This window comes from Cellulomonas sp. P4_A2, assembly GCF_056402515.1.
The window spans coordinates 37,471-63,442 of the sequence record NZ_JBFUHG010000006.1; the positions used below are offsets into that span (position 1 = coordinate 37,471).

The window sequence follows — 25,972 nt, forward strand, 5'->3', positions numbered from 1 at the left end:
AGGCCGCGGACCTGTGGCTGTTCGTCACGACGGCCGCCCGCTACGGCGACGCGCTGCCGTGGCGCGTGCTGCAGGGCGCGGTGGAGCGAGGCGCCTCGATCGCGATGGTGCTCAACCGGGTGCCCCCGGCGTCTCTGCCGACGGTCCGCGGCGACCTGCTCGGGCGCCTGCGGGAGAACGGGCTGCAGGGGTCGCCGCTGTTCGTGGTGCCGGACCTGGGACCGCACGAGGGTCTGCTGCCGGCGTCGTCCGTGTCGCCGATCCAGCGCTGGCTCGCGATGCTGGCCGGCCCGGACAAGGCGCGCACCGTCATCGGACGCACGCTGCGCGGCTCGCTCGCGGCGCTGCGGCCGTGGGTCGACGAGCTCGCGGACGCCGTGCAGGCCCAGGCCGACGCGGCCGCGGCGATCGGCTCGGTGCTCGACGACGTGCTCGCGCGGTCCGTCGCCCAGTCGGCCGAGTCGATCCGCGCAGGTGCCGTCGCGGACCACCGCGGGCACTCGGGCTGGCGCGCCGCTGGACAAGATCGTGAGCGGCAAGGGTCGTGTGCGCGGCTCGGCGCGCGACGGTCGCGCCCGGTCCGCGCGGATCGCGCCGCTCGTCGAGGACCTCGAGAACTCGGCGACCGCGACGCTGTCCGCGGCGGGCGGGCAGGCCGAGCATGCCCTGCGTGCGGCGCTCGTGGCACCCGACGGTCCCGACGGTGGGCGGTCGGTCGACGCGTCCTGGGCGGCGGTGGGCAACCGGCGCTCCGCTGCGGACCAGGCCGCTCGCGCCTGGATCGCGCAGGGCGTCCGGGTGGTGCGTGCCGCCCTCGCGGTCGAGCCCGCCACCGACGCGTCGCGGGCCGCACGTCGTCGGCGCAAGGCGGAACGAGCGCTCGGCGACGACGGGCTCGCCGCGATCGCGCTCACCGCCGCGTCCGGCGTGCACGACGCGCGCGACCTGCTGGTGTCCCTGATCGACGAGGCCGGCGACCGGGCCGTCGACGAGCTGCGCACCGACCTCGTGGACCGGGCGGCCGCGCACGCCGCCCTCGAACGCGCCGCCGTCGGTGAGGTGCTCGCCGACCCGGACCTCGCCGACGACGCCGCCTCCCGGCTGCGGCTGAGGCTCGCCGTGCTCAAGGGACTGACGTGACGACCGACGAGACCGCCCTGCTCACCGCGCGCGTCGAGGCCCTCGACCGCGCCCTGGCCGTCGCCGACGGTCGCGTCTCGCCCAAGGCCTCGGCCCGGGTCTCGACGACGATCGACGGCGTGCGCGAACGGCTCGCGCTCGGCGTCGACCACACCGTCGTCGCGCTCGTCGGCGGCACCGGTTCCGGCAAGTCGAGCCTCTTCAACGCGATCAGCGGCCTGCAGTTCGCGGACGTCGGGGTGCGCCGGCCCACCACGTCGGAGATCACCGCGTGCGTCTGGGGCAACGGCGCGGACGCCCTGCTCGACTGGCTGGGCGTCGTGCCCGAGCGTCGGATCGCGCGCGAGAGCCTCCTCGACGGGGAGTCGGAGGCGTCCCTGCGGGGGCTCGTGCTCCTCGACCTGCCCGACCACGACTCGATCGCTCCCGAGCACCGCGAGGTCGTCGACCGGCTGATCCCGCAGGCGGACCTGCTCGCGTGGGTCGTCGACCCGCAGAAGTACGCCGACGACGCGCTGCACAGCGGCTATCTGCGTCAGCTCGTCGGCCACGAGTCGTCGATGGTCGTCGTGCTCAACCAGGTCGACACCGTCTCGCCCGACGTCCGGCCGTCCCTCGTCGCCGACCTCGAACGCCTGCTCGTCGACGACGGCCTGACGGGTGTCCCGGTGACGTCGGCCTCGGCGACGACCGGCGAGGGCGTCAGGGGCCTGCGGGAGGCGCTCGCGGGTGTCGTGGCCTCGCAGTCGCTCGCCGCGAGGCACGCGGGGGCCGAGCTGAACGATGCCGTCACCACCCTCCAGACGCAGGTCGCGACGCGGGAGCCCGCCACGCTGTCCCTCGGCGAGACGGTCGACACGCTCGCGCGCTCGGTGGGCCTGTCGTCGGTGGCGAGCTCGGTCGCGACCGCGGTCCGCGGTGGGACCGCCCCGGCCGAGGGCTTCGGGGCGGTGCAGGAGGACGCCGTCGCCCTGGCCCGCGGGATGTGGCTCGAGACGGTCACGAACGGGCTGCCCAAGCGGTGGGCGCAGGACATCGGCTCACGGGTCGCCTCGACGGCCGAGCTGCGGCTCGCGGTCGCGGACGCGATCTCCGAGCTGAGCGTCACCGCGCGCCGGTCGGGGCTGGCGCTCGGGCTCGGGGTGCTGGCGATCGTGCTCGCGGGCGCGGCGCTCGTGCTCGGGTCGGTGGCGGTCGGCTCGGCGATGGGTGACGGCGACGCCAACACCTGGGCGCCGGTGGCCGCCGTCGTCGCCCTCGTCGGAGCCGTCGTCGCCCTCTTCGCCGGCCGGGCCGCACGCTCGGCCGCGGCGCGACGACGCTCGGAGCAGGTCCTGCGCGACGGTCGAGCGGCGCTCGAGAGCGTCTCGCGCGCCCGGCTTGCCGTACCGACCGAGCAGGTGCTCGCCGAGCACCGCAAGGTCCGCGAGCTCCTCGCGTCCGCGCGCGGCTGACCCGTCCACAGCCCCCTGGCTCAGCCCTCGTCGCACGGATCCGGTATCCGGGTGCCCGTGCACCGTGTCGCGCGTCGAGGCTGGCCGGACGAGCCCCGCACCCGTCGGGGCGCCCGGCACTGGAGGCATCGATGAGCACACAGTCCCTGGACCTGACCGTGGTCGGCTGGATCGGCACGGAGGTGCGCAACTTCCACGAGAACGACGGCGGCACCCCGTTCAGCACGTTCCGGCTCGGCAGCACTCGCCGCTGGTTCGACAAGCAGACCGGCGCGTGGAAGGACGGCCAGACGGAGTGGTTCAACGTGAAGGTCTGGCGGACCACCGCGGTCAACGTCGCGCGCTCGCTGCGCAAGGGAGACCCCGTGATCGTGCAGGGTCGGCTCTCCACCGAGGAGTGGATCTCCGAGAACGGACCCCGCACGTCCCTCGTCCTGGAGGCCACCTCGCTCGGCCACGACCTGGCCTTCGGCAGCAGCCACTTCGCGCGGACGACGAGCGGGTCGGCGGCCGGGTCCGACGAGGCGAAGGAGCCCGCCGACGTCAGCGGTCTCGAGGAGCTGGTCGACCAGGAGACCGACGCGAACCTCGTGCCGGCCGGCGACGTGGCCGACGAGGACACGCTCCCGGCACTGGCCGGGGTGCGGTGATCGCCTAGGCTGGGGCACCGGCAACCCGACGACGCAGGTCGGACCGCGCGGGTACTGCTCACGGCAGTCGCGCGGCCGATCGCGTCGCGGGGGCCGGTCAGCAGTGTCAGAGTCGTCGGCCCCCGGCCGAGGCGGGCACCTCCACGAGCACCCGAGGCGGACGAAGAGCCAGTGGCTGAGTTCATCTACTCCATGTACAAGACGCGCAAGGCGCACGGCGACAAGGTGATCCTCGACGACGTCACCCTGAACTTCCTGCCCGGCGCCAAGATCGGCGTCGTCGGACCGAACGGCGCGGGCAAGTCGACGATCCTGAAGATCATGGCCGGGCTGGACCAGCCGTCCAACGGAGAGGCGCGCCTCAGCCCGGGCTACACGGTCGGCATCCTGCAGCAGGAGCCGCCGCTGAACGAGGCCAAGACGGTCCTCGGCAACGTCGAGGAGGGCGTCGCCGAGATCAAGGGCAAGCTCGACCGCTACAACGAGATCTCCGTGCTGATGGGCGAGCCCGACGCCGACTTCGACGCGCTCCTCGCCGAGATGGGCGTGCTGCAGGAGGCCATCGACGCCGCCGACGCGTGGGACCTGGACGCTCAGCTCGAGCAGGCCATGGACGCGCTGCGCTGCCCGCCGCCGGACGCCGACGTCACCGTGCTGTCCGGTGGCGAGCGCCGCCGCGTGGCCCTGTGCAAGCTGCTCCTGGAGAAGCCCGACCTGCTGCTCCTCGACGAGCCCACCAACCACCTCGACGCGGAGAGCGTGCTCTGGCTCGAGGCGCACCTGAAGGACTACCCCGGCGCCATCCTCGCCGTCACCCACGACCGGTACTTCCTCGACCACGTCGCGGAGTGGATCTGCGAGGTCGACCGCGGCCGCCTGTACCCCTACGAGGGCAACTACTCCACCTACCTGGAGAAGAAGGGCGAGCGCCTGGCCGTCCAGGGCAAGAAGGACGTCAAGCTCGCCAAGCGCCTCAAGGAGGAGCTGGAGTGGGTGCGGTCGAACGCCAAGGGCCGCCAGACCAAGTCGAAGTCGCGACTGGCCCGCTACGAGGAGATGGCCGCCGAGGCGGACCGCACCAGGAAGCTGGACTTCGAGGAGATCCAGATCCCGCCGGGTCCGCGACTGGGAGCGATCGTCCTGGAGGCCGCCAACCTGCAGAAGGGCTTCGACGGGCGCGTGCTCATCGACGGCCTGAGCTTCACGCTGCCCCGCAACGGCATCGTCGGCGTCATCGGCCCGAACGGCGTCGGCAAGACGACGCTCTTCAAGACGATCGTCGGCCTCGAGCCGCTGGACGGCGGCGACCTCAAGGTCGGCGAGACCGTCTCGATCAGCTACGTGGACCAGTCGCGCGGCGGGATCGACCCCAAGAAGACGCTCTTCGAGGTCGTCTCCGACGGGCTGGACTTCCTCAAGGTCGGCAACGTCGAGATGCCCTCGCGCGCCTACGTCGCCGCGTTCGGCTTCAAGGGCCCGGACCAGCAGAAGCCGGCAGGCGTGCTCTCGGGTGGTGAGCGCAACCGTCTCAACCTCGCGCTCACGCTCAAGCAGGGCGGCAACCTGCTGCTGCTCGACGAGCCCACCAACGACCTGGACGTCGAGACGCTCGGCTCCCTGGAGAACGCGCTGCTCGAGTTCCCGGGCTGCGCCGTCGTGGTCTCCCACGACCGGTGGTTCCTCGACCGGGTGGCGACGCACATCCTGGCCTACGAGGGCACGGAGGACGACCCGGCCAACTGGTACTGGTTCGAGGGCAACTTCGCCTCCTACGAGGAGAACAAGGTCGAGCGGCTCGGTGCGGACGCCGCCCGCCCGCACCGCGTGACCTACCGCAAGCTGCGCCGCGACTGACGGCCCACGACGGCCCGTCCGACCACGTGTCGGGCGGGCCGTCGTCGCACCCGCCGGGTAGCGCGCAGGGGCGCGGCACGACAGAGTCGGGGTCCCGACGACCGATCGGGGATCCTGACGCCGGCGCGGGTCGCGACGAGCTGGGCGTGTGGGGTCGACGACGAGGCAGGAGGCGGGGCGATGGCGCACGACGAGCTCGCCGACGCCCTGCTGACCCTGCGCGGACGCGTCGCAGACGTCCGGCTGCCGCTGGAGACCGCCACGGCGGAGACCGGCCGGGCCGACCGCACCCGCGTGCTCGACCAGCTCGACGACTACCTCCTGCCGCGCCTGCGCGACCCCGACGCCCCGGTCCTGGTGGTCGTCGGCGGATCGACCGGCGCGGGCAAGTCGACGATCGTGAACTCGCTGGTCGGTGCGCAGGTGAGCGCCCCGGGCGTGCTGCGGCCGACCACGCGCTCGCCGGTGCTCGTCCACCACCCCCTGGATGCCCGCTGGTTCAGCACGGACCGCGTGCTGCCGTCGTTGGCGCGGGTCGCCGGCGGGGAGGCGGGTGCCGGGCTCCGGCTCGTCGCGTCCGAGGTGCTGCCTGGTGGCCTGGCGCTGCTGGACGCCCCGGACGTCGACTCGGTCGAGGAGGCCAACCGCGTCCTCGCCGCCCAGCTGCTCGCGGCGGCCGACGTGTGGCTGTTCGTCACGACCGCCGCGCGGTACGCGGACGCGGTCCCGTGGGAGCTGCTGGCGGACGCGGCCCGCCGGGGGACGCACCTGGCGATCGTGCTCGACCGCGTGGACGAGGGCACCGAGCAGGCGGTCGGCGACGACCTGCGGCGCATGCTCGACGAGGCCGGGCTGGCCGCCGCGCAGGTGCTGCTCGTGCCCGAGACGTCGCTGGAGGACGGCCTGCTGCCCGAGGCGGCGGTCGGGCCGATCGCCGACTTCCTCACCGCGACGGCGACCGAGCCGGGCACGCGGTCCGCTGCGCTCGCGGCCACCTGGGACGGAGCCGTCGCGGACGTCGCCCGGCGCACGCTGGACCTCGCGACCGCGGCTGACGAGCAGCGAGCCGCGGACGGGCGCCTGCGGGCGGGCATCGAGCGTGCGTACGCCGGGGCCGCGGAGCAGGTGGCCCACGCGACCTCGGACGGGTCCCTGCTGCGCGGCGAGGTGCTGGCGCGCTGGCAGGACGTGGTCGGGACGAGCGAGCTGTTCCGGTCGCTCGAGCAGGGGGTCTCGCGGCTGCGCGACAAGGTCGTCGGCTTCGTGCGCGGTCGGCGGACGCCCGAGCCGGCCCTCGTCGAGGCGGTGGCGCACGGGCTCTCGGCGGTCATCCAGGACGCCGCGGAAGAGGCCGCCGAGTCCGCGCACGCCACCTGGCGCAACGACCCCGCCGGCGCAGCCCTGCTCGACGGCCTCGCCCTCAGCCGGGCGTCCGCGGACCTGCGCTCGCGGACGGCGGAGCAGGTGCGCGGCTGGCAGGGCGACGTGCTCGCCCTCGTCGAGAGCGAGGGCGCCGGCCGGCGGACCACGGCTCGCGCCCTGTCCTACGGCGTGAACGGGCTCGGCGCGGTGCTGATGGTCGCGGTGTTCTCGACCACCGGCGGACTGACCGGCGCGGAGGTCGGCATCGCCGCCGGTGCCGCGATCCTCGCGCAGCGGGTGCTCGAGGCGGTGTTCGGCGACGAGGCCGTCCGGCGGTTGACGCGTGAGGCGCACGAGCGGCTCGCGGCGCGTGCCCAGTCGCTGCTCGACGAGGAGGCGGCGCGGTTCACGCGGCAGCTCGACGCGACCGGCGCGGCGTCGCAGGACGGCTCCGACCTGCGCGCCTCGGTCGAGCGCGTGACGGAGGCGCTGGCGGCGCGCGTGAGCTGGTCGGTCGTCGAGACCCGCGGCGGCCGGGGCAGCCTGCGCGGGGTCGGGGCGCGTCGGGCCGAGCCGCCTGCGCAGGACGTGACGCCGGTGCGCTGGTGGAACCGCTGGCGGCGCGGGTGAGCGGGATCGATCCGCGGGCCCGGGTGGCCGCGCTGGACGAGGCCGTCGGTCTCGCGCGCGGCCGCCTGCCCGACGACGCGCTCGCGCGGGCGCAGGAGGTCGTCGACCGCGCCGGGCGACGGCTCGCCCTGTCCGGCGAGCACACGGTGGTCGCGCTGGCCGGTGCGACGGGGTCGGGCAAGTCGTCGCTGCTCAACGCGCTGGCCGACGCGCCGATCGCGGTCCCAGGCGTCACGCGCCCGACCACCGGGGAGCCGGTCGCGCTCGTCGTACCGGCACGGTCCGAACCGTCCGCGGACGGCGTCGACGAGCTGCTCGACTGGCTCGACGTCGGGCAGCGACACGTCGCCGCGAGCCCGGCCCTGCGGGAGTCGGCCACGGGTCTGGTGCTGCTCGACCTGCCCGACCACGACTCGGTGGTCACGGAGCACCGCGCCGTCGCGGAACGCCTCTACGACCGGGTCGACCTGCTCGTCTGGGTGGTCGACCCGCAGAAGTACGCGGACGCGGCGCTGCACACGCGGTACCTGCGCGGGTTGCGCGAGCACGCGAGCGTCGTCGTCCTGGTGCTGAACCAGGCGGACCGGCTGACCCCGGACGAGCAGCGCGCGATGCTCGCGGACCTGCGCCGGCTGGCGGTCGAGGACGGGCTCGGCGGCGCGACGGTGCTGGCCGCCAGCGCGGCGACGGGCGACGGCATCGCCGAGCTGCGTGAGCTGCTGGCGGAGGCCGCACGTCGACGGCTCGCGGCGACCCAGCGCCTGACGGCGGACGCGCGGGCCGCCGCGCAGACGCTCGTGACCGCGTGCGGTGCGCCGCCGAACCCGCGCCGGGAGGCGGCCGCGCGCGGCGCCCTCGTGCAGGCGTGGGGGACGGCCGCGGGTATCGACGAGGTCACCGACGCGGTCCGTCGGTCGACGCGCCGGTCGGCCCGGGCGGCGACCGGATGGCCCGTCACGCGCTGGGTGGCGCAGCTGCGGCCCGACCCGCTGCGCCGGCTCGGGCTCGGTCGAGCCAGCGCTCCCGACGATCTCGTCCGGTCCTCGCGCCAGCCGCCCGCGGCCGGCGCCCGGGCCGCCGCCGTGATCGCGCTGCGCGGCTACGTCGACGCCGCGACCGCGGGCGCCCCGGACGCCTGGGTGCTCGCCGCACGGTCGCGCGCCGCCTCCGTCGACCTCGACGACGTCCTCGACCGCACGGTGGTCCGTGTCCCCGTCACCAGGTCCCGGACGCCGTGGTCGTGGCGCGCGCTGGCGTTCCTGCAGTGGATCCTGCTGGTCGTCGCCGGTGCGGGGCTCGTGTGGCTCCTGCTGCTCGCCGGGATGGGGCTGCTGAAGCTGCCGCAGCCCGAGACGCCGATGCGCTGGGGCATCCCGGTGCCGACGCTCCTGCTGGTCGGCGGCGTGCTGGCCGGTCTGCTCGTCGCGGGGCTCGGCCGCCTCGTCGGTCGGCTGGCGGGTCGTCGTCGCGCGGCCGGCGTGCGCCGTCGCCTGGAGAGGTCCGTCGTCGCGGCGGTCGACGAGCACGTGGTCGGGCCCGTCGCCGCCGAGCTGGACGCGCTGGCCCGGTGCCGTGCCGCCGCGCTCAGGGCGGCCTCCTAGGATCGGGGGATGGCGCGCCTCGAGATCCCCGTCCTGCTGCGTTGGTCCGACCTCGACGCGTACCAGCACGTGAACAACGCCGCGATGCTCACGCTCCTCGAAGAGGCGCGCATCACGGCCTTCTGGCGGGCACCCGCCGGCGACCTGGCCCCCTGGCCGACCGCCGTGCTCGACGCGGGACCGGCCGCGCAGATGTCGACCCTGGTCGCCCGGCAGGAGATCGAGTACCTGCGCCCGCTGAGCTACCGCCGCACGCCGGTCGTCGTCGAGATGTGGCTGGGCCACCTCGGCGGGGCGAGCCTGGACGTGTGCTACGAGATGCGCGACCCGCTGGTCGACGGCGAGCCGCCCGTCGTCTACGCGCGCGCCGCGACCACGGTCGTGCTCGTCAGCACCGCGACCGGCAAGCCGATGCGGATCGGGCCCGACGAGCGCGCCGCCTGGGAGCCGTACGTCGAGGAGCCCGTGGCGATCCGCCGTCGCGGCTAGTCCTTGATCCGAGAACGCTCCGCGGCCTCGGCGGCGCGTGCGATGTTGCGCTGCATCCCCCCGAACACGATCCCGTGGAACGGGTAGACCGACCACCAGTAGAGCTGCCCGAGCAGCCCCTTGGGGTGGAACAGCGCCCGCTGCGCGAACACGGTGGGCCGGCTCGACTCCACGCGGAGCTCCAACCAGGCCAGCCCGGGCACGCGCATCTCGGCGCGCAGGCGCAGGAGCACGCCCTCCTCGATCGCCTCCACCCGCCAGAAGTCGACGGCGTCGTCGACGAGCAGGCTCATGGGGTCGCGACGACCGCGCCGCAGACCCGGGCCGCCGACGAGCCGGTCGGCCAGGCCGCGGATGCGCCACGCGAGCCCCCACGAGTACCAGCCGCGCTCGCCGCCGACGGCCTCGAGCACCCGCCACAGCGCCTCCGGTGAGGCGTCGACCTCGATCCGTCGCTCGTCGACGTACAGGGACCCGCCTGCCCAGTCCGGGTCGCTGGGCAGCGGGTCGCTCGGGGCGCCCGGGACGGCCGCCGACGACCACCGCGTGCTGACCGCCGCGTCGTGCACGCGGCGCAGCGCGAGCCGGACCGCGCGGTCGAAGCCGATGAGGCCGCCCGGCGGGTCGGGCACGTGCTCGGCGATGTCGTGCTCGTCGCACACCACCTCGTGCACGAGCGACTCCACCAGGGGCCGGGCGAGCCCGGACGGCACCGGCGTCACGAGCGAGACCCACAGGCTCGACAGCCGGGGCGTGAGGACCTTGACCCCGACGATGATGCGCGGCCGCAGCCCGGCGGCCGACGCGTAGCGCTGCATCATCTGGCGGTAGGTCAGGACATCGGGTCCGCCGATGTCGAAGCCGCGGCTGACGTCGGCAGGCATCGCTGCCGAGCCGACCAGGTAGCGCAGGACGTCGCGGATCGCGATCGGCTGGATCCGGTTGTCCACCCAGCGCGGCACCGTCATCGCCGGGAGCCGTTCGGTGAGGTAGCGCATCATCTCGAACGACGCCGAGCCCGACCCGAGGATGACGGCGGCGCGCAGCACGGTCGTCGGCACGCCGGACGCGAGCAGGATCTCGCCGACCTCGGTGCGGGACGCGAGGTGCGGCGAGAGGTCCTCGCCCTCGGGGTAGAGCCCGCCGAGGTAGACGAGCCGACGGACCCCGCCCTCGCGGGCCGCCTGCGCGAACGTCAGCGCGGTGCGGCGGTCCGTCGACTCGAAGCTGCGGCCCGAGCCGAGCGAGTGGATCAGGTAGTACGCGACATCGGTGCCGGCCAGCGCCTCGCGGATCTGGGCGAGGTCGGACGCGTCGGCGCGCGCGAGCTCCACCTGGTCGTACCAGGGCCGGCCCCGCAACCGGTCGGGGTTCCGCGCGATCGCCCGCACCCGGTAGCCCGCCGCCAGGAGCTCGGGCACCAGCCGGCCCCCGACGTACCCCGTGACGCCGGTGACGGCGACCAGCGGCGGGTCTCGCGCTCGGCCACCACCTGCGAACGCGTCGGCGTGATCGCCTGGCCGTGCTCCCAGAGGTCGATGACCCGCGGGTCGATGTACGAGGCGCGGCACACGGCCGGGGTGTTGCCGAGCTCGTCGGCCACGTCCCGCACCACCTGCGTGACCACCCGCCTGCGGGCGCGCTCCGACGAGGGGGCGGGCCCCGCGTCGGCGAGGCCTCGCGCGGCGAGCACCGTCGCGTGCCACGTCCGGAAGTCCTTGGGCGTCGCATCGGGCCCGAGCAGCTCCTTGACGTAGGCGCCGACGTCGACGCTCGTGACGTCGTGCCAGGTGTCGCCCTCGCGCCACGCCAGCAGCTCGTCACCGTCGTCGGAGCGCCGCTTGAGCGAGCGGATCACGGTCGCGACGTCGTCGTCCTCGACGACCGTGTCCCTGATCTGGCCCGACTTGGCGGGGAAGCGCAGGTGCACGCGGTCGTCGCTGGCCGAGACGTGCGAGCGCAGCAGCGTCGCGAGCCCGTACGACCCGTGCCGTGCCGCGTAGCCCTCGCCACCGACGCGCAGGTAGGCGAGGTCGAGCAGCCGGAAGGCGAGCGCCAGGACCTTCTCCCGCGGCATCCCCTCGAGCTGCAGGTCCCGGCGGACCCGACGACGCGCGGCGGGCAGCCGGGCGGCGATCTCCAGCACCCGGTCGTGCTTGAGGCGGTCGCGACGAACCCGCCACTGCTGGTGGTAGACGTACTGGCGTCGCGCGGCGTCGTCCAGGCCGGCCGCCTGGATGTGGCCGTTCGGCCAGGGGCTGATCCACACCTCGCGCCAGGCCGGCGGGATCGCGAGCGAGAGGATCCGCTCGAGCTCGTCCTCGTCGGCGATCCGCTCCCGCGAGACATCGAGGTAGACGAATCCTCGACCGGCGCGGCGTCGCGACCAGCCGGGGGAGTCGATGCGGACACGACGCAGGCGGACCATGCGAGGCAGTGTCGCCCGACCCGGGCGGTCGCGCTCGCCGAGCGCGGCGATGGCTATCAGTCCGGGAAGCGGACCATGCCCTCCTGGGCGACGGACGCGACGAGGGTGCCGTCGCGGGTGAACACGCGGGCCGCGCCCAGCCCGCGACCGCCCTGCGCGCTCGGCGACGACTGCACGTACAACAGCCAGTCATCGACTCGTACATCGCGGTGCCACCACATGGCGTGGTCGAGCGACGCGATCGACAGGCCGGGCGTGACCCAGGACTTTCCCGAGCGCCGCAGGATCGGCTCGAGCATCACCTGGTCGCACGCGTACGCGAGCAGCGCGCGGTGCAGGAGCTGGTCGTCCGGCAGCGGGCCGCGTGACCGGAACCACACCGACTGCTGCCCGGTCACGTCCGCCGCGGGGCCCAGGTAGATCTGCCCGTTCACGTGCCGCACGTCGAACGCGGCCTCCTGCGTCCAGAACTTGGCGACGGGGTGGTCGATCGCGCCGAGCACGTCCAGCGCGGAGGGTACGTCCTCGGGCGCGGGGATCCCCTCGGGCATCGGGTCGGAGTAGTCGATGCCCGGCTGCGACTCCTGGAACGAGGTGATCATCGACAGGATCGCCGATCCGTCCTGCAGCGCGTGGGTCCGGCGGGCGGTGAACGACCGGCCGTCGCGCAGCCGTTCGACCGCGAACGTGATGGGCTCGGCGACGTCGCCCGCGCGCAGGAAGTACCCGTGCAGCGAGTGCGGGAGCCGGCCGTCGGGGACCGTCGCGCCCGCGGCGAGCAGCGCCTGCGCGAGCACCTGGCCGCCGAACACGCGACCGCTCGGCTGGGGGAGCGACGACCCGGTGAAGACGTCGGTCCCGGTCGCCTCGAGCCGCAGGATGTCGAGCACGGGCCTCATGGGGTCTGTCGTCATCAGTCCTCGAAGGTGTTGAGCATCGAGTGCGCGGCACGCTCGAGGTAGTCCCAGAGCTCGGCCTTGTGCAGGGGGGCCAGGTCGAGGGTGTCCACGGCGGCGCGCATGTGCAGGAGCCAGCGGTCGCGGGCGTCCGGGTTCACCTTGAACGGCGCGTGCCGCATCCGCAGCCGGGGATGCCCGCGCTGGTCGGAGTAGGTGGTCGGTCCACCCCAGTACTGCTCGAGGAACATCGTCAGCCGCTCGGCGGCCGGCCCCAGGTCCTCCTCGGGGTACATCGGCCGCAGCACCGGGTCGTCGGCCACGCCCCGGTAGAACTCGTCGACCAGCCGGACGAACGTCTCGTGCCCGCCCACCGCGGCATAGAAGGAGTCGGGTCTCACGGGCCCCATCCTCACATGCTGGGTTACAGGCCCAGGTCCTCCAGGACGGGCAGCTGCGCACGCACGACGGCTCGCGCGTCGGCCGCGGTCGAGGCGGTGAGTGCGAGCTGTGCGAGTCGTCGGCACTCGTCGAGCGACGTGGCGGCGAGCAGCGCGGCGACGTCGGGCAGGGCGCGCGGTGTCATCGACAGCGACGACACCCCGAGCCCGACGAGCACCGCGGCGAGCGCCGGGCTGGCCGCCGCCTCGCCGCAGACGCCGACCGGGCGACCCTGCTGCGCGCCACCGGCACAGGCCGTCGCGACGAGGTGCAGCACGGCGGGCTGCCACGGGTCGGAGAGCTCGGCGACCGCGCCCAGGAGCCGGTCGGCCGCCATCGTGTACTGCGTGAGGTCGTTGGTGCCGATGCTCGCGAACGCCGCGTGGGCCAGGATCGGCCCGGACAGCAGGGCCGCGCTCGGGACCTCGATCATCACGCCGGCCACGTCGAGCCCGTGCTTGGCGCAGGACGCGACGAACTGCTCGGCCTCGTCGACCGTCGACACCATCGGGGCCATGACCCAGACGTCGGCCTGCTCGGCCTCGGCTGCGCGGGCGATCGCCGTGAGCTGGTCCTCGAGCACCTCGGGGTGCCGCACCGCGGTGCGCAGGCCGCGCACGCCGAGCGCGGGGTTGACCTCCGGCTCGTCGGTGAGGAACGGCAGCGGCTTGTCGGCACCCGCGTCGAGCGTGCGGACGACGACCTTGCGGCCGGGGAACGCGGCCAGGACGCGACGGTAGGCGGTGACCTGCTCCTCGATCGTCGGGGCCTCGGTGCGACCGAGGAACCCGAACTCGGTGCGGAACAGTCCCACGCCCTCGGCGCCCGCGGCCGCGGCCGGCTCGGCGTCGGACGGGTCGCCCACGTTGGCCAGCAGCGCCACGGCGTGCCCGTCGGACGTCCGGCCGTGGCCGTCGAACGTGCGGACCTGCGTGCCGAGCGCTCGCGCGGCGCGGACCTGCTCGTCGGTGGGGTCGACGGTGACGGTGCCCGCGGACCCGTCGACGAGCACGAGGCCCTCGGCGTGCACCACGGCCTCGGCGCCCCTGGCGGCGACGACCGTCGGGATGCCGCGGGCGCGGGCCAGGATCGCGGTGTGCGACGTGGGACCGCCCGTCCCGGTCACGATCGCCAGCACGCGCGCGGTGTCCAGGGTCGCGACGATCGCCGGGGCGAGGTCGGCCGCGACGAGCACGAAGGGCTCCTCGTGCGCGGGCACACCGGGCGCCGGGCGCCCGGTCAGGTGTGCGACGAGCCGGTCGCGGACGTCGGCGATGTCCTGCGTCCGCTCGGCGAAGTAGCCACCGAGCGCCTCGAACTGCTCGGCGACCGCCTCGGCGGCCTCCCACACGGCACGCTCCGGCACCAGCCGGTCGTTGACGACGCGCTGCTCGGCGTCCTCGACGAGGCTCGGGTCGGCAGCGATGGCCGCGGTCGCGTGCAGCAGGTCGGCGCTCTCGCCCTCGGCGAGGTCGGCGGCGGCGTCGAGCGCGGCGCGCACCACCTCGGACGCGGCGCTGATGCGGGTCGCCTCGGCCGCGTAGTCCGTGCCGGGCGGAAGGCGCCGACCCGACGGTGGCTCCGCGACCGGGTCCGGCATCAGGACGGCGGGCGCGACCACGCGCCCAGGGCTCACCCCGATGCCGGTGATGACCGTGGGGTGTTCAGCGTGCACGGCACTCACCGGCGTGACCTCCTCGTCGTCCTGACGCAGTGTGCGGCTTCCACGACCCTGAACGCCAGCGGGCCGCGCCGTCCAGGGCCCTTCGGCCGTGGTCGCGCGTGGGCGGGGTTAGTCTTGGCGTCGCGCGCGTAATGGCACGCGCCCGCGAGCTGAGGAGTTCCATGAGCAAGGCAGAGCAGATCCTCGCAGCGCTGGGTGGTAACTCGAACGTCCTGGACCTCGAGCCCTGCATCACCCGCCTGCGCGTCGAGGTCACTGACGCGCACCTCGTCGACGAGGGCGCGCTCAAGGCCAGCGGCGCGTTCGGTGTCGTGCGCTCGGGCCGCATCGTCCAGGTGATCGTCGGCCCGGAGGCCGACAACCTCGCCGCCGAGCTCGACTCCCTGCGCTGACCCACGGTCGGGTATCCCCGACGATGGCTACGCTGCGGCTCGTCAGCCCCCTGACCGGCGTCGTGCTGCCGGTCACCGCCGTGCCCGACCCGGTGTTCGCGGAGGGCATGGTCGGTCCCGGTCTGGCGATCGAGCCGCTGCGCACCCAGACCCAGACCGTCGTCGCCCCGGCCGACGGCGTGATCGGCGCGCTGCACCCGCACGCGTTCGCGCTCGAGCTGGACGAGGGGCGCACCGTCCTGGTCCACCTCGGCATCGACACGGTCGGCCTCGCCGGCTCCGGGTTCACGCTGCACGTCGAGGGCGGCCAGACCGTGCGCGCGGGCGACCACCTGATCACGTGGTCGCCGGTCGACGTGCACGCCGCCGAGCTGGCCACCATCTGCCCGGTCGTCGCCCTGCAGGCCGACCCGGACCTGCTGACCGTCCTGGTGCCCGAGGGCGGAACCGTGCGCGCCGGGGACCCGCTGCTCGACTGGGCTTGAGGCTCACTCCTCCGACGGGGCCGCCGAGGCCGCCCTGCGAGCGTCGCGCTCGTTGACCATGTCGTCCAGCGGCGTGTCGTGGGGATCGGGGACGTCGTCGCGCTCGGCCACGAGTGCCCGGTGCGTCGCCATCAGGTCCCGCKGGCCGGCCMGCGGCACGTCCGCCTGCTCCAGCACCTGGCGGGCCGCGATCCGTAGCTCGCGGGCGACCTCCCACTGCTGCGCGGGCGACGTCTTGACCTTGAGGCGCAACGTGACGGCGTCGGCGCTGAGCTTCTCGATCCCGGTGATCGTCGGCTCGCCGAGGATGTGCGAGCCGGTCACGGGGTCGGCCGCGACGCGAGCCGCGGCCTCCGCCAGCAGGGACCGGACCTGGTCGAGGTCGGCGAAGTAGTCGACGTCGATCTCGACGACCGCCGTCGCCCAGCCCTGCGTCTTGTTGCCGACCCGCAGCATCGTGCCGTTCGGGACGTACCAGAGGGTGCCGTCGGCGTCGCGGATCTTGGTGATGCGCAGCGTGACGGCCTCGACGGTGCCGTTGGCCGGTCCCACGTCGATGACGTCGCCGACGCCGTACTGGTCCTCGAGGAGCATGAACAGGCCGGTGAGGAAGTCCTTCACCAGGCTCTGCGCGCCGAAGCCGAGCGCAACCCCGATGACGCCGACCGAGGCGATGAACGGCGCGAGGCTGATGCCCAGCGCGTCCAGGATCATGAAGAACGCGGTGCCGCCGACGACGATCGTGGCGGTCGAGCGCAGCACCGAGCCGATCGTGCGGGCGCGCTGGGCCCGCCGCGCGTTGGCCAGCGGGTTGGCCTTGTCGAGCACGGCGCCGACCGCGCTGTCGCCGAGCGGCTTGAGCATGCCCCGCTCCAGCCACGGCGTGCCGTCGGCGACGCGGTTGGTGATCCCACGGATCGATCGGCGGATCAGCCACAGCGCGATCGAGCTGATGCCGACGATGAGGATGATGCGCAGGGGGATGCCGACGAACCACTCCTGCCAGGTCTGCGGTGCCTTGCTGGAGTCGATCAGCGAGGTGGGGCTCGGGGACGGGTCCGCGGTGATCACGCGCGGACCCACAGGCCCGTGCGGTCTGCGGCGAACTGCAGCTGCTCCACCGACAGCCCGATGCTGCGGGACAACGACCGGCCGCCGTGCCCGACGCCGGTCTCGCGGCGCAGCAGGATCGGCCGGGTCGAGGCGTCACCGCTGGTCGCCGCCTGGAGTGCCGCCGCCAGCTTGCGCGCGTGCAGCGGGTCGACGCGCGTGTCGCCCTCGAACACGGTGAACAGCGTGGCCGGGTAGTCGGTGCCGTCGACCACGCGGTGGTACGGCGAGTAGCCGAGCAGCCAGCCGAGCTCGGTCGGGTCCTCGGCGTCGCCGTACTCCTCGGTCCACGTGACGCCGAGGCCGAACAGCTGGTAGCGGACCATGTCGAGCAGGGGAGCCGAGCACACCGCCGCGGCGAAGAGATCGGGTCGCTGGGTCACCGCGGCGCCGACCAGCAGGCCGCCGTTCGACCCGCCCCAGCACGCGAGCTGCTCGGGCGTCGTCCAACCGTTAGCGACGAGGTGCTCACCGACGGCGTGGAAGTCGTCGTACACGTTCTGCTTGTTGCCCCGCATGCCGTCGCGGTGCCACTGCTCTCCCTCCTCGCCGCCGCCGCGCAGGTTGGCGACGACGTAGACGCCGCCGGCCTCGACCCACGCGAGCGTCGACGCGGAGTAGGCGGGGTCGAGCGAGATCTGGAAGCCGCCGTAGCCGTACAGGATCGTGGGGGCGGGCTTCGTCGGAACACCGGTCGCGTCGAGGGAGTCCTCGAGGGCGACGACGAACGCGCGCACGACCGTGCCGTCCTTGCTGACCACGTCGATCTGCTGCGCGACGACGTCCGGCAGGTCGGCGACGAGCCCGGGAGGAGCCGCCCACAGGGTCGTGCGCCGCGTGGCGGCATCGAGCACGTGGACGCTCGACGGGGAGGTGTGGTCCGCGTAGGAGAACCAGACGTCCTGACCGCCCTCGGGCCGCGTGACCAGGCCCGAGATCGACCCGAGCCCCGGCAGCGGGACGGTGTCCAGCAGCTCGCCGCTGGCCGGGTCGTGCACGGACACCTCGGAGACCGCGTGCCGGCGCCACGAGGCGAGCAGGGCGGTCGGTGTCCGGTCGTCCCCGCCGCCGTCCGCGAACGCGACGTCCTCCAGGACCGCGGTCGGGTCCTCGGCGAGCAGCGTCGTCCAGTGCTCGACCCCGGGCCTCGTCGGGTCGGTGACTGCGAGACGTCCGCGCGGTGCGTCGAGGTTGGTGTGCACGTAGAGCCGGCCGTCTCGGGCCACCCAGGCACCGGTCTCCGCGTCCAGGCCGACCGCGACGTCGACGAACGCCGGCGCGTCCAGGGGCGACGTCGACAGGTCCGCGATCCACACGTCGGTGCGAGGGGCGGTGCCCGCGGACGCCGAGATGATCAGCCAGCGGCCGTCGCGCGACACCGAGGCGCCGTAGTAGTTGGTGTGGTCGAGGCCGTCGCCGAACACCTCGACGTCCTGCTCCGCCGGCGTGCCCACCCGGTGCAGCCAGACCCGGCGGTGGTACTGGGCCTCGTCGGCCGGGAGCAGCTCGGGAGCCAGGCGGCGCACGTAGAAGAACGCCTCGCCGCCCGGCAGCCAGGCCACCGGGGAGTAGCGGGCACGGTCGATCGGGCCGTCGACGACGTCGCCGGTCGCCACGTCGAGGACGCGCAGGACGCTCTCCTCGGTGCCGCCGGTCGACATCTGGTAGGCCACCAGGTGGCCCTCCTTCGACGGCTGCCACGAGTCCAGGGTGGTCGTGCCCTCGGGGTCGACCAGCATCGGGTCCAGCAGGACGCGCTCGTCGTCGCCCTCCGCGACGACCACCACGGCGTGCTCCTGGTCGCCCGAGCGCCGCGAGAAGAACCGCCGGTCGCCGCGCCACGCGGGCGGGCTGACGAACCCCGCACCGAGCAGCTCGCGCAGGCGGGCCCCGAGCGCGTCGGCGGACAGGGGGCCGTCGGTGGGCAGCTCGGAGCGGTAGCCCTGGTAGAGCTCGTCCTGCGCCGCCGACCACGCCTGCGTCTCGTCGGAGGTCTCGTCCTCGAGCCACCGGTACGGGTCGGCCACCGGGTGGCCGTGCAGGTCGTCGACCAGATCGAGCCTCGTGGCCGGCGGGTAGGGACGCAAAGCAGGTGCCGTCATGGTCCGCAAGGTTACGACGGCTGCTGGTGAACGGGTCCTTTGTGACGCACCCGGCTGCATACGTCCTGCGTGTGCGCGTAGGGCTCTGGCAGGATCGGTCCGTGGCCGACGACCCGGTACCTGCGTCCGACGCCCTGCTACGCCTGGCCGCGGCCTACGGGGTGGTGCCCGACCACTGGGACTTCCACGGCCAGAACCGTCGTGCCAGCACCGCGACGCTGCAGGGCGTGCTCGGCGCCCTCGGGGTCGACGCGTCGTCGCCCGAGCGGATCGACCTGGCTATCGCGCACGTCGAGGACATGCCGTGGCGCCGCGTCCTGCCGCCCGTGCTCGTGGTCCGGGAGGGCCGGCACGCCCACGTCCCCGTGCACGTCAACCACGGTGACCCGGTCGAGGTGTGGGTCGAGCTGGACCCCGAGGTCGGCGGCGGCCGCCGCGAGGTCGCGCAGGCCGACGTGTCCGTCGCACCGCGGACGGTCGACGGCCGTCTGGTCGGGCGCGCCACGTTCACGCTTCCCGACGACCTGCCGCTGGGCTGGCACGAGATCGTCGCGACCGGGCCGTCGGCCGAGGCGCACAGCCCGCTGGTGGTGACGCCCACGCACCTCGACGTGCCCGACTCGATCCGCCGGCACCGGTCCTGGGGCCTGATGGCCCAGCTCTACTCGGTCCGCTCGAACGCCTCCTGGGGCGTCGGGGACCTGGCCGACCTCGCCGAGATCGGCTGGCTGGCCGGGCGTGAGCTCGGCGCGGACTTCCTCCTCATCAACCCGCTGCACGCGGCCGAGCCGACCGTGCCGATGACGCCGTCGCCGTACCTGCCGACCACGCGCCGGTTCGTGAACCCGCTGTACATCCGGGTCGAGGACGTGCGGGAGGCGGGCTACCTCTCGGCGGCGGACCGCACGCTCGTCGAGTGGGCCGCCGAGCCCGTCCTGGCGACCGACCGCGACGCCGGCCCCATCGACCGGGACGCCGCCTGGACCGCCAAGCGCGCCGCCCTCGAGGTGGTGTTCGCCCAGCCACGCTCCGCCGCGCGGCAGGCGGCGTTCGACAGCTACGTCGAGCAGGAGGGCGCCGGGCTGGAGAGCTTCGCGCTCTGGTGCGCGCTGGCCGAGCGGTACGAGGGCCACGAGTGGCCTGTCGGGGCGCGCGACCCGTCGTCGGTGTTCGTCGCGGAGGCGCGCACGGAGCTCGCCGACCGCGTCGAGTTCCACATGTGGCTGCAGTGGCAGGCCGACGAGCAGCTCGCCGACGCCCAGCGCGCGGCGCTCGACGGGGGCATGGCGCTCGGGATCATGCACGACCTCGCGGTCGGCGTGCACCCCGAGGGCGCCGACGTGTGGGCGCTGGGCGACGTGCTCGCCCGCGGCGCGACCGTGGGCGCACCGCCCGACATGTACAACCAGCAGGGCCAGAACTGGTCGCAGCCGCCGTGGCGCCCGGACGCGCTCGCCCGCGCGGCGTACCGGCCGTACCGGGACATGCTCCGCACGGTCCTGCGGCACGCCGGTGCCATCCGCATCGACCACGTGATCGGTCTCTTCCGGCTGTGGTGGATCCCCGAGGGCGCCGACTCCGGAGACGGTGCCTACGTCCGGTACGACCACGAGGCGCTCGTCGGGATCCTGGCCCTCGAGGCGCACCGCGCGGGCGCGGTCGTGATCGGCGAGGACCTGGGGGTCGTCGAGCCGTGGGTCCGCGACTACCTCTCCGACCGCGGGATCCTGGGCACCAGCGTGCTGTGGTTCGAGCGGGACATGCACGGCGCCCCGCTGCCGCCCGAGCACTACCGTCCGCTCGTCCTGGCGACCGTGACCACCCACGACCTGCCGCCGAGCGCGGGCTACCTGGCCGGCGAGCACGTCGCGATCCGGGAGCGGCTCGGGCTGCTCACCGAGCCGGTCGCGGTGGTCCGGGCGGCAGCGATCGCCGAGCGCGACCAGATGCTCGGCGTGCTCCGCGAGCGCGGCCTGCTGGGCGACGACCCCTCCGAGCGGGAGATCATCGAGGCCCTGCACATGTACGTGCTGGCCACGCCGTCCGTGCTGGTCGGGGTCTCGCTGGCCGACGCCGTGGGGGAGCGCCGCGCGCAGAACCAGCCCGGGACGGACCAGGAGTACCCGAACTGGAAGGTGCCGCTCGCGGACAGCTCGGGCCAGGTCGTGCTGGTCGACGACCTGTTCACGAACGCCCGGCTGCGCTCGCTGGCGGCCGTCCTCAACGGCTGAGCCGGTGCGCCGGATCCGTGTCGTCGGCACGTCCGGCTCGGGCAAGACGACGTTCGCGCGGCGGCTCGCCGCGGCGCTCGACGTCCCGCACCTCGAGCTGGACGAGGTCTTCTGGGACGCCGGCTGGACCTTCCGCGACCTCGACGAGGCGCACGCCCTCATCCGGGCGTTCGTCGCCGGGTCGCACGGCTGGGTGGCCGACGGGAACTGGGCCACGCGGCTCGACGGCCTGCTCGACGACGACGCCGACGCGATCGTCTGGCTCGACTGTCCGCGCCGGGTCGTGATGAGCCGGGTCGTGCGTCGCACGCTGTCGCGGGGGCTGCGCCGCACCGAGCTGTGGCACGGCAACCGCGAGAACCTGGCAAACCTGGTCCGGGCGGACCGCGAGCAGAACATCGTGCTCTGGGCGTGGACGTCGCACGCGGGCAACCGGGCACGCTACGAGGCCGTGCAGCGCGAGTCCGCTGTCCCGGTGGTCCGTCTGCGCTCCCCGGGCGAGGCGGACCGCTGGCTGGCCGCCACCGGTCGCTGATCTCGGCACCCGGCAGCACCGCCGACGGAGCGTCGGAACCACCGCCGGAGGCTGGTGGTGCACCACGCTCCGTGGGCGTTCGGACCCTCCGTCGGCGGCTGGCCACTCAGACGCGAACGGCCCCGCACGCACTTGTGCGGGGCCGCTCCTGCGCGGGTCAGCCGCGGCGGTCGGTGTCCTGGGCCAGGAGGGCGCGACGGACGCCGTCGCGGGACTCCAGGACCAGCCGGCGCAGGGCCGGCGGGGCGTCCGGGTGCGCGTCGAGCCACTCGTCGGTCAGGCCGAGGACGTCCACGCGGGTGTCGCCGGCCAGGTCGGTCGGGTAGAGGCCGACGACGATGTTCTGCGCCATCTCGCTCGTCTTGGCCTCCCAGACCTGCTCGAGACCCTCGAAGTACGGCGCGACGAAGGGCAGCAGCCGGCCGATGTCGTGCACGCGGCCGAAGCCGGCGATCGTCGCGGCCTGGATGGCGTTCGGCAGGTCCCCGTCGAACACCGCGGCCCAGGCGCTCTGCTTCGCCTCCGGGGTCGGCACGGCTGCCCGGGCGGCGGCCGCGGCGCGCTGTCCGGTGGCGGTGGGGTCGGCCGCGAGCTGTGCGGCGATGTCGGGCTCGCCGGCACGTCCACCGGCGACCAGCGAGGTCAGCAGCTCCCAGCGCAGGTCGGTGTCGATCGAGAGACCCTCGAGCGTCGTGTGCCCGTCCAGCAGGTCGCGCACGGCGTCCAGCTGACCGGCTGTGGCGGCACGACCCGCGAACGCCTTGACAAGCTGCAGCTGGGTGTCCGACCCAGCCGTGGCCGCGCGCGCCAGGCCGAGCAGGGCATCGGCGGCGGCGGGGTCGGACGTCTGCCGGTGCTCGGGCGCGACGAACAGGTCGAGCGTCGTCGACAGCTGGCGCAGCAGGACCAGGAGGACCGACGAGTCCGTCTCGGCCGCCAGGTTGCCCAGGACCAGGTGCACGAACTCGCGCGCGGGGGTCTCGCCGTCTCGCGTGGCGTCCCAGGCGGCGGTCCACACGAGCGTGCGGGGCAGCGAGTCGTCGAACTTGCCCAGGTGCTCGATCGCGGCGGCCAGCGACTGCGGGTCCAGGCGGATCTTGGCGTAGGCGAGGTCGTCGTCGTTCACCAGGATCAGCGCCGGGCGCGGCACGCCGACGAGCGCAGGCACCTCGGTCCGCGCGCCGTCGACGTCGAGCTCGACGTGCGCCGTGCGGACGAGCCGGCCGGTGGCGGCGTCGACGTCGTACCCGCCGACGGCCAGACGGTGCGGGCGCTGCACCGGGTACGCGTCGGGAACCTCCTGCAGGACCGCGAAGGACGTGATGACGCCGGCGTCGTCGACCGTGATCTCCGGGCGCAGCAGCGTGACGCCGGCCTTCTCGAGCCACAGCGACGACCAGGCGGACAGGTCGCGACCGCTGGTCGTCTCGAGCTCGGCGAGCAGGTCCTTGAGCTCGGTGTTGCCCCACGCATGCTTGGCGAAGTAGGCGCGCACGCCGGCGAAGAACTCGTCCTGGCCCACCCAGGAGACCAGCTGCTTGAGCACGCTCGCGCCCTTGGCGTAGGTGATGCCGTCGAAGTTGACCTCGACGTCCTCGAGGTCACGCATGTCGGCGACGATCGGGTGCGTCGAGGGGAGCTGGTCCTGGCGGTAGGCCCAGTTCTTCTCGAGCGACGAGAACGTGGTCCAGGCGCTGGTCCACTGCGTGGCGTCCGCGGCGGCGAGCGTGGACGCGTACTCGGCGAACGACTCGTTCAGCCACAGGTCGTCCCACCAGCGCATGGTCACCAGGTCGCCGAACCACATGTGCGCCAGCTCGTGCAGGATCGTCACCGCGCGGCGCTCGATGGTCGCCTCGGGGACCTTGGAGCGGAACACGTACGACTCGAGGAACGTCACCGCGCCCGCGTTCTCCATGGCACCCGCGTTGAACTCCGGGACGAAGAGCTGGTCGTACTTGGCGAACGGGTACGGGACGCCGAACGTGCGCTCGTAGAACTCGAACCCGCGGCGCGTGACGTCGAGGATGTTGTCGGTGTCGAGGTGCTCGGCCAGCGACCCGCGGCAGTAGACGCCGAGCGGGACGGTGCGGCCGTCGGAGCTCGTCAGCTCCTGGTGCTCGCCGTGGTACGGCCCGGCGATGATCGCGGTGATGTAGGACGCGATCCGGGGTGTCGGCTCGAAGGTCCAGGTCGCGGTGCCCTCGTCGACGCCGCCGTTCTTGTTGGTGCCGTCCGCGACGGCGACGGGCGCGCCGACCTGCGGGTAGTTGGACACCACGGTCCAGTGCGCCGGCGCGGTCACGGTGAACGCGAACGTCGCCTTGAGGTCGGGCTGCTCGAACACGGCGAACACGCGCCGCGAGTCGGCCACCTCGAACTGGGAGTAGAGGTAGACCTCGTCGTCCACCGGGTCGACGAAGCGGTGCAGGCCCTCGCCGGTGTTCATGTACGCGGCGTCGGCGACGACGACGAGCTCGTTGCTCTCGGCGAGGTCGGTCAGCGCGATCCGGGAGTCGGCGACGACGGCGTCGACGTCGAGCGCGCGCCCGTTGAGCGTGACCTCGTGCACGGTGGGCGCGATCAGGTCGATGAACGTGCTCGCCCCAGGGGTGGCGGCGAACCGGGCCACGGTGCGGGAGGTGAAGGTCGTCGGACCTGTCGTGAGGTCGAGCGCGACCTCGTACGACTCGGTCCGCACGACGGCTGCACGCTCGCGCGCCTCGGCTCGGGTGAGGTTCTCTCCAGGCACGCAGACTCTCCTTGGGTCGTGGATCAGCAGCTGTCGGCGCCGCAGGTGTGTGCAGGCCCGACGGTCCAAAAGGCCGCTCGATCATCGCATGCACGGGCGAGCCTGGCCGTGCCTCCTGGACGCTCGGCCTACTGTCGTCGCGTGGACGGCACCTACGACGCGATCGTGGTCGGCGGTGGCCACAACGGGCTCACCGCCGCCGCGTACCTGGCCCGCGTGGGCCTCGCCGTCCTCGTGCTCGAGCGCGGCGAGCACCTCGGCGGCGCCACCCGGTCCGAGCGGGTGTTCCCCGGGGTCGATGCCCGGGTGTCGCGCTACTCCTACCTCGTCTCGCTCCTGCCGCACCGGGTGCTGACCGAGCTCGGGCTGTCCGTGGAGCTGCGGCGACGTCGGTACGCCTCGTACACGCCCGTCCCGGACGACCCGACCCGGGGGCTGCTCGTGGACACCGGCGACGCCGCGACGACCGCCGCCTCGTTCGCGTCCGTCGGCGCGGCAGGGGACCTCGACGCGTGGCGGGCGTTCGGGGAGCGGACCGGGGCCCTGGCCGCCCGGCTCTTCCCGACGATGACCGAGCCCCTGCTGTCGAGCGCCGACGCCCGCACGCTGCTCGGCGAGGCCGACTGGCGCGACCTCGTCGAGAACCCGATCGGCGACATCGTCGACGCGACGTTCCGCGACGACCTCGTGCGCGGCGTGGTGCTCACCGACGCACTGATCGGCACGTTCGCCTCGACCCGGCAGGCCGGTCCCGCGAACCGGTGCTTCCTGTACCACGTGGTCGGCGGCGGGACCGGGGACTGGGACGTGCCCGTCGGCGGCATGGGCGCGGTCGAGGCGGCGCTCGAGGAGGCGGCGCGGTCGTGGCGCGCCGACCTGCGCACCCGCGCCACCGTCACGCACGTCGACCCGGGCAGCAGCAACCAGCCCGCCGAGGTCACGTGGACCGACGACGACGGGTACGAGCACCACGCCGGCGCCCGGTTCGTGCTCGCCGCGTGCGCTCCCCGCGTGCTCGACCGGCTGCTGGGCGACGACCCCACCGAACCCGCGCCGGAGGGGTCGCAGCTCAAGGTCAACATGGTGCTGAGCCGGCTGCCGCGCCTGCGCTCCGGCATGGACCCCGCGCTGGCGTTCGCGGGCACGTTCCACGTCAACGAGACCGCGACCCAGCTCGAGCAGGCCCACGCGGAGGCGACAGCCGGACGCATCCCCACCCTCCCGCCCGTCGAGACCTACTGCCACTCCCTGACCGACGGCTCGATCCTCGGCCCGGAGCTGCGCGCGAGCGGCGCCCACACCCTCACCGCCTTCGGCCTGCACATGCCGGCCCGCCTGTTCGTCGACGACCCCGACGCGGCCCGGGCGGCGGCGCTCGCGGCCACGCTCGCGTCGATGAACAGCGTGCTCGCCGACCCGATCGAGGACTGCCTCCTGCCCGACGCCGACGGCAACCCGTGCCTCGAGGTCCGCAGCCCCGTCGACCTGGAGGCGGACGTCGCGCTGCCCGGCGGGCACATCTTCCATCGCGACCTGTCGTGGCCGTGGGCCGAGCGAGACGACGAGGTGGGCGGCTGGGGCGTCGAGACGCAGCACCCGCGGGTGCTGCTGGCCGGGGCCGGCGCTCGCCGCGGTGGGGGAGTCAGCGCGATCCCCGGGCGGGCCGCCGCGCTGGTCGTGGTCTCGCGCACCTGATCGGGAAGTTTCCCGGGGCATCGGTCGTTGTCGACGAACGG

At 74.0% G+C, this 25,972-nt stretch carries 19 protein-coding genes and 1 pseudogene; 12 read left to right on the forward strand and 8 right to left on the reverse strand.

What is annotated here, in order from left to right; all coding sequences use genetic code 11:
- Nucleotides 1–528 precede the first annotated feature (528 nt).
- The 7 genes from AC1DUE_RS07975 to AC1DUE_RS08005 all read left to right on the forward strand — a co-directional run bounded on the left by AC1DUE_RS07975 (nucleotide 529) and on the right by AC1DUE_RS08005 (nucleotide 9,180).
- Nucleotides 529–1,140, forward strand: coding sequence for a hypothetical protein (locus AC1DUE_RS07975; protein ID WP_477038962.1), 612 nt, complete (start codon nucleotides 529–531; stop codon nucleotides 1,138–1,140).
- The gene (locus AC1DUE_RS07980; protein WP_477038871.1) at nucleotides 1,137–2,594 is read left to right on the forward strand and encodes a GTPase; all 1,458 of its coding nucleotides are present in this window, start codon (nucleotides 1,137–1,139) and stop codon (nucleotides 2,592–2,594) included. The genes AC1DUE_RS07975 and AC1DUE_RS07980 overlap by 4 nt, the downstream gene beginning before the upstream one ends.
- Before the next feature lie 131 nt (nucleotides 2,595–2,725).
- Nucleotides 2,726–3,244 (forward strand): single-stranded DNA-binding protein, encoded by a 519-nt coding sequence (locus AC1DUE_RS07985; protein WP_477038872.1) that lies wholly within the window; start codon nucleotides 2,726–2,728, stop codon nucleotides 3,242–3,244.
- Between the two features lie 171 nt (nucleotides 3,245–3,415).
- Nucleotides 3,416–5,098, forward strand: coding sequence for an energy-dependent translational throttle protein EttA (gene ettA / locus AC1DUE_RS07990; RefSeq protein ID WP_477038873.1), 1,683 nt, complete (start codon nucleotides 3,416–3,418; stop codon nucleotides 5,096–5,098).
- 180 nt (nucleotides 5,099–5,278) lie between these two features.
- Complete coding sequence (locus tag AC1DUE_RS07995) at nucleotides 5,279–7,090, forward strand: GTPase family protein (protein WP_477038874.1); 1,812 nt, start codon at nucleotides 5,279–5,281, stop codon at nucleotides 7,088–7,090.
- Nucleotides 7,066–8,691 (forward strand): GTPase, encoded by a 1,626-nt coding sequence (locus AC1DUE_RS08000; protein ID WP_477038875.1) that lies wholly within the window; start codon nucleotides 7,066–7,068, stop codon nucleotides 8,689–8,691. The genes AC1DUE_RS07995 and AC1DUE_RS08000 overlap by 25 nt, the downstream gene beginning before the upstream one ends.
- Before the next feature lie 9 nt (nucleotides 8,692–8,700).
- Nucleotides 8,701–9,180 (forward strand): acyl-CoA thioesterase, encoded by a 480-nt coding sequence (locus tag AC1DUE_RS08005; protein ID WP_477038876.1) that lies wholly within the window; start codon nucleotides 8,701–8,703, stop codon nucleotides 9,178–9,180.
- Here the strand turns inward: AC1DUE_RS08005 and AC1DUE_RS08010 are convergent.
- From AC1DUE_RS08010 to ptsP, 5 genes and pseudogenes are all read right to left on the reverse strand, one after another.
- A complete protein-coding gene (locus tag AC1DUE_RS08010) occupies nucleotides 9,177–10,712 on the reverse strand; it encodes an SDR family oxidoreductase (protein ID WP_477038956.1) in 1,536 nt (511 codons plus the stop codon). The two genes, AC1DUE_RS08005 and AC1DUE_RS08010, sit on opposite strands and share 4 nt — an antisense overlap.
- A 95-nt stretch (nucleotides 10,713–10,807) precedes the next feature.
- Nucleotides 10,808–11,608 (reverse strand): annotated as a pseudogene (locus AC1DUE_RS08015) (DNA topoisomerase IB); the annotation flags it as partial.
- Between the two features lie 56 nt (nucleotides 11,609–11,664).
- Complete coding sequence (locus tag AC1DUE_RS08020) at nucleotides 11,665–12,522, reverse strand: acyl-CoA thioesterase (protein WP_477038877.1); 858 nt, start codon at nucleotides 12,520–12,522, stop codon at nucleotides 11,665–11,667.
- Complete coding sequence (locus AC1DUE_RS08025; protein ID WP_477038878.1) at nucleotides 12,522–12,905, reverse strand: globin; 384 nt, start codon at nucleotides 12,903–12,905, stop codon at nucleotides 12,522–12,524. The genes AC1DUE_RS08020 and AC1DUE_RS08025 overlap by 1 nt, the downstream gene beginning before the upstream one ends.
- A 23-nt stretch (nucleotides 12,906–12,928) precedes the next feature.
- The gene (ptsP, locus tag AC1DUE_RS08030; protein WP_477038957.1) at nucleotides 12,929–14,620 is read right to left on the reverse strand and encodes a phosphoenolpyruvate--protein phosphotransferase; all 1,692 of its coding nucleotides are present in this window, start codon (nucleotides 14,618–14,620) and stop codon (nucleotides 12,929–12,931) included.
- 170 nt (nucleotides 14,621–14,790) lie between these two features.
- Between ptsP and AC1DUE_RS08035 the strand changes: the two genes are divergently transcribed.
- Nucleotides 14,791–15,021 carry a PTS sugar transporter subunit IIB gene (locus AC1DUE_RS08035; protein ID WP_477038879.1) on the forward strand — a complete coding sequence of 77 codons (231 nt, stop codon included), beginning with the start codon at nucleotides 14,791–14,793 and terminating at the stop codon, nucleotides 15,019–15,021.
- 23 nt (nucleotides 15,022–15,044) lie between these two features.
- The gene (locus AC1DUE_RS08040) at nucleotides 15,045–15,506 is read left to right on the forward strand and encodes a PTS sugar transporter subunit IIA (protein ID WP_477038880.1); all 462 of its coding nucleotides are present in this window, start codon (nucleotides 15,045–15,047) and stop codon (nucleotides 15,504–15,506) included.
- 3 nt (nucleotides 15,507–15,509) lie between these two features.
- Here the strand turns inward: AC1DUE_RS08040 and AC1DUE_RS08045 are convergent, their stop codons facing one another.
- On the reverse strand, nucleotides 15,510–16,577 hold the full coding sequence (locus AC1DUE_RS08045) for a mechanosensitive ion channel family protein (protein ID WP_477038881.1): 1,068 nt from the start codon (nucleotides 16,575–16,577) through the stop codon (nucleotides 15,510–15,512).
- Nucleotides 16,574–18,718, reverse strand: a complete 2,145-nt coding sequence (locus AC1DUE_RS08050; protein ID WP_477038882.1) for a prolyl oligopeptidase family serine peptidase — start codon at nucleotides 18,716–18,718, stop codon at nucleotides 16,574–16,576. Before AC1DUE_RS08050 ends, AC1DUE_RS08045 begins: the two co-directional genes overlap by 4 nt.
- 101 nt (nucleotides 18,719–18,819) lie before the next feature.
- Between AC1DUE_RS08050 and malQ the strand changes: the two genes are divergently transcribed.
- Complete coding sequence (malQ, locus tag AC1DUE_RS08055; protein WP_477038883.1) at nucleotides 18,820–20,949, forward strand: 4-alpha-glucanotransferase; 2,130 nt, start codon at nucleotides 18,820–18,822, stop codon at nucleotides 20,947–20,949.
- 4 nt (nucleotides 20,950–20,953) lie between these two features.
- Nucleotides 20,954–21,484: an AAA family ATPase gene (locus tag AC1DUE_RS08060; RefSeq protein WP_477038884.1), complete on the forward strand. Its 531-nt coding sequence runs from the start codon at nucleotides 20,954–20,956 to the stop codon at nucleotides 21,482–21,484.
- A gap of 157 nt (nucleotides 21,485–21,641) precedes the next feature.
- Here AC1DUE_RS08060 and pepN read toward each other — a convergent pair whose 3' ends face one another.
- The gene (pepN, locus tag AC1DUE_RS08065) at nucleotides 21,642–24,236 is read right to left on the reverse strand and encodes an aminopeptidase N (RefSeq protein ID WP_477038885.1); all 2,595 of its coding nucleotides are present in this window, start codon (nucleotides 24,234–24,236) and stop codon (nucleotides 21,642–21,644) included.
- A gap of 141 nt (nucleotides 24,237–24,377) precedes the next feature.
- Between pepN and AC1DUE_RS08070 the strand changes: the two genes are divergently transcribed.
- Nucleotides 24,378–25,931 carry a phytoene desaturase family protein gene (locus AC1DUE_RS08070; protein WP_477038886.1) on the forward strand — a complete coding sequence of 518 codons (1,554 nt, stop codon included), beginning with the start codon at nucleotides 24,378–24,380 and terminating at the stop codon, nucleotides 25,929–25,931.
- Nucleotides 25,932–25,972 lie beyond the last annotated feature (41 nt).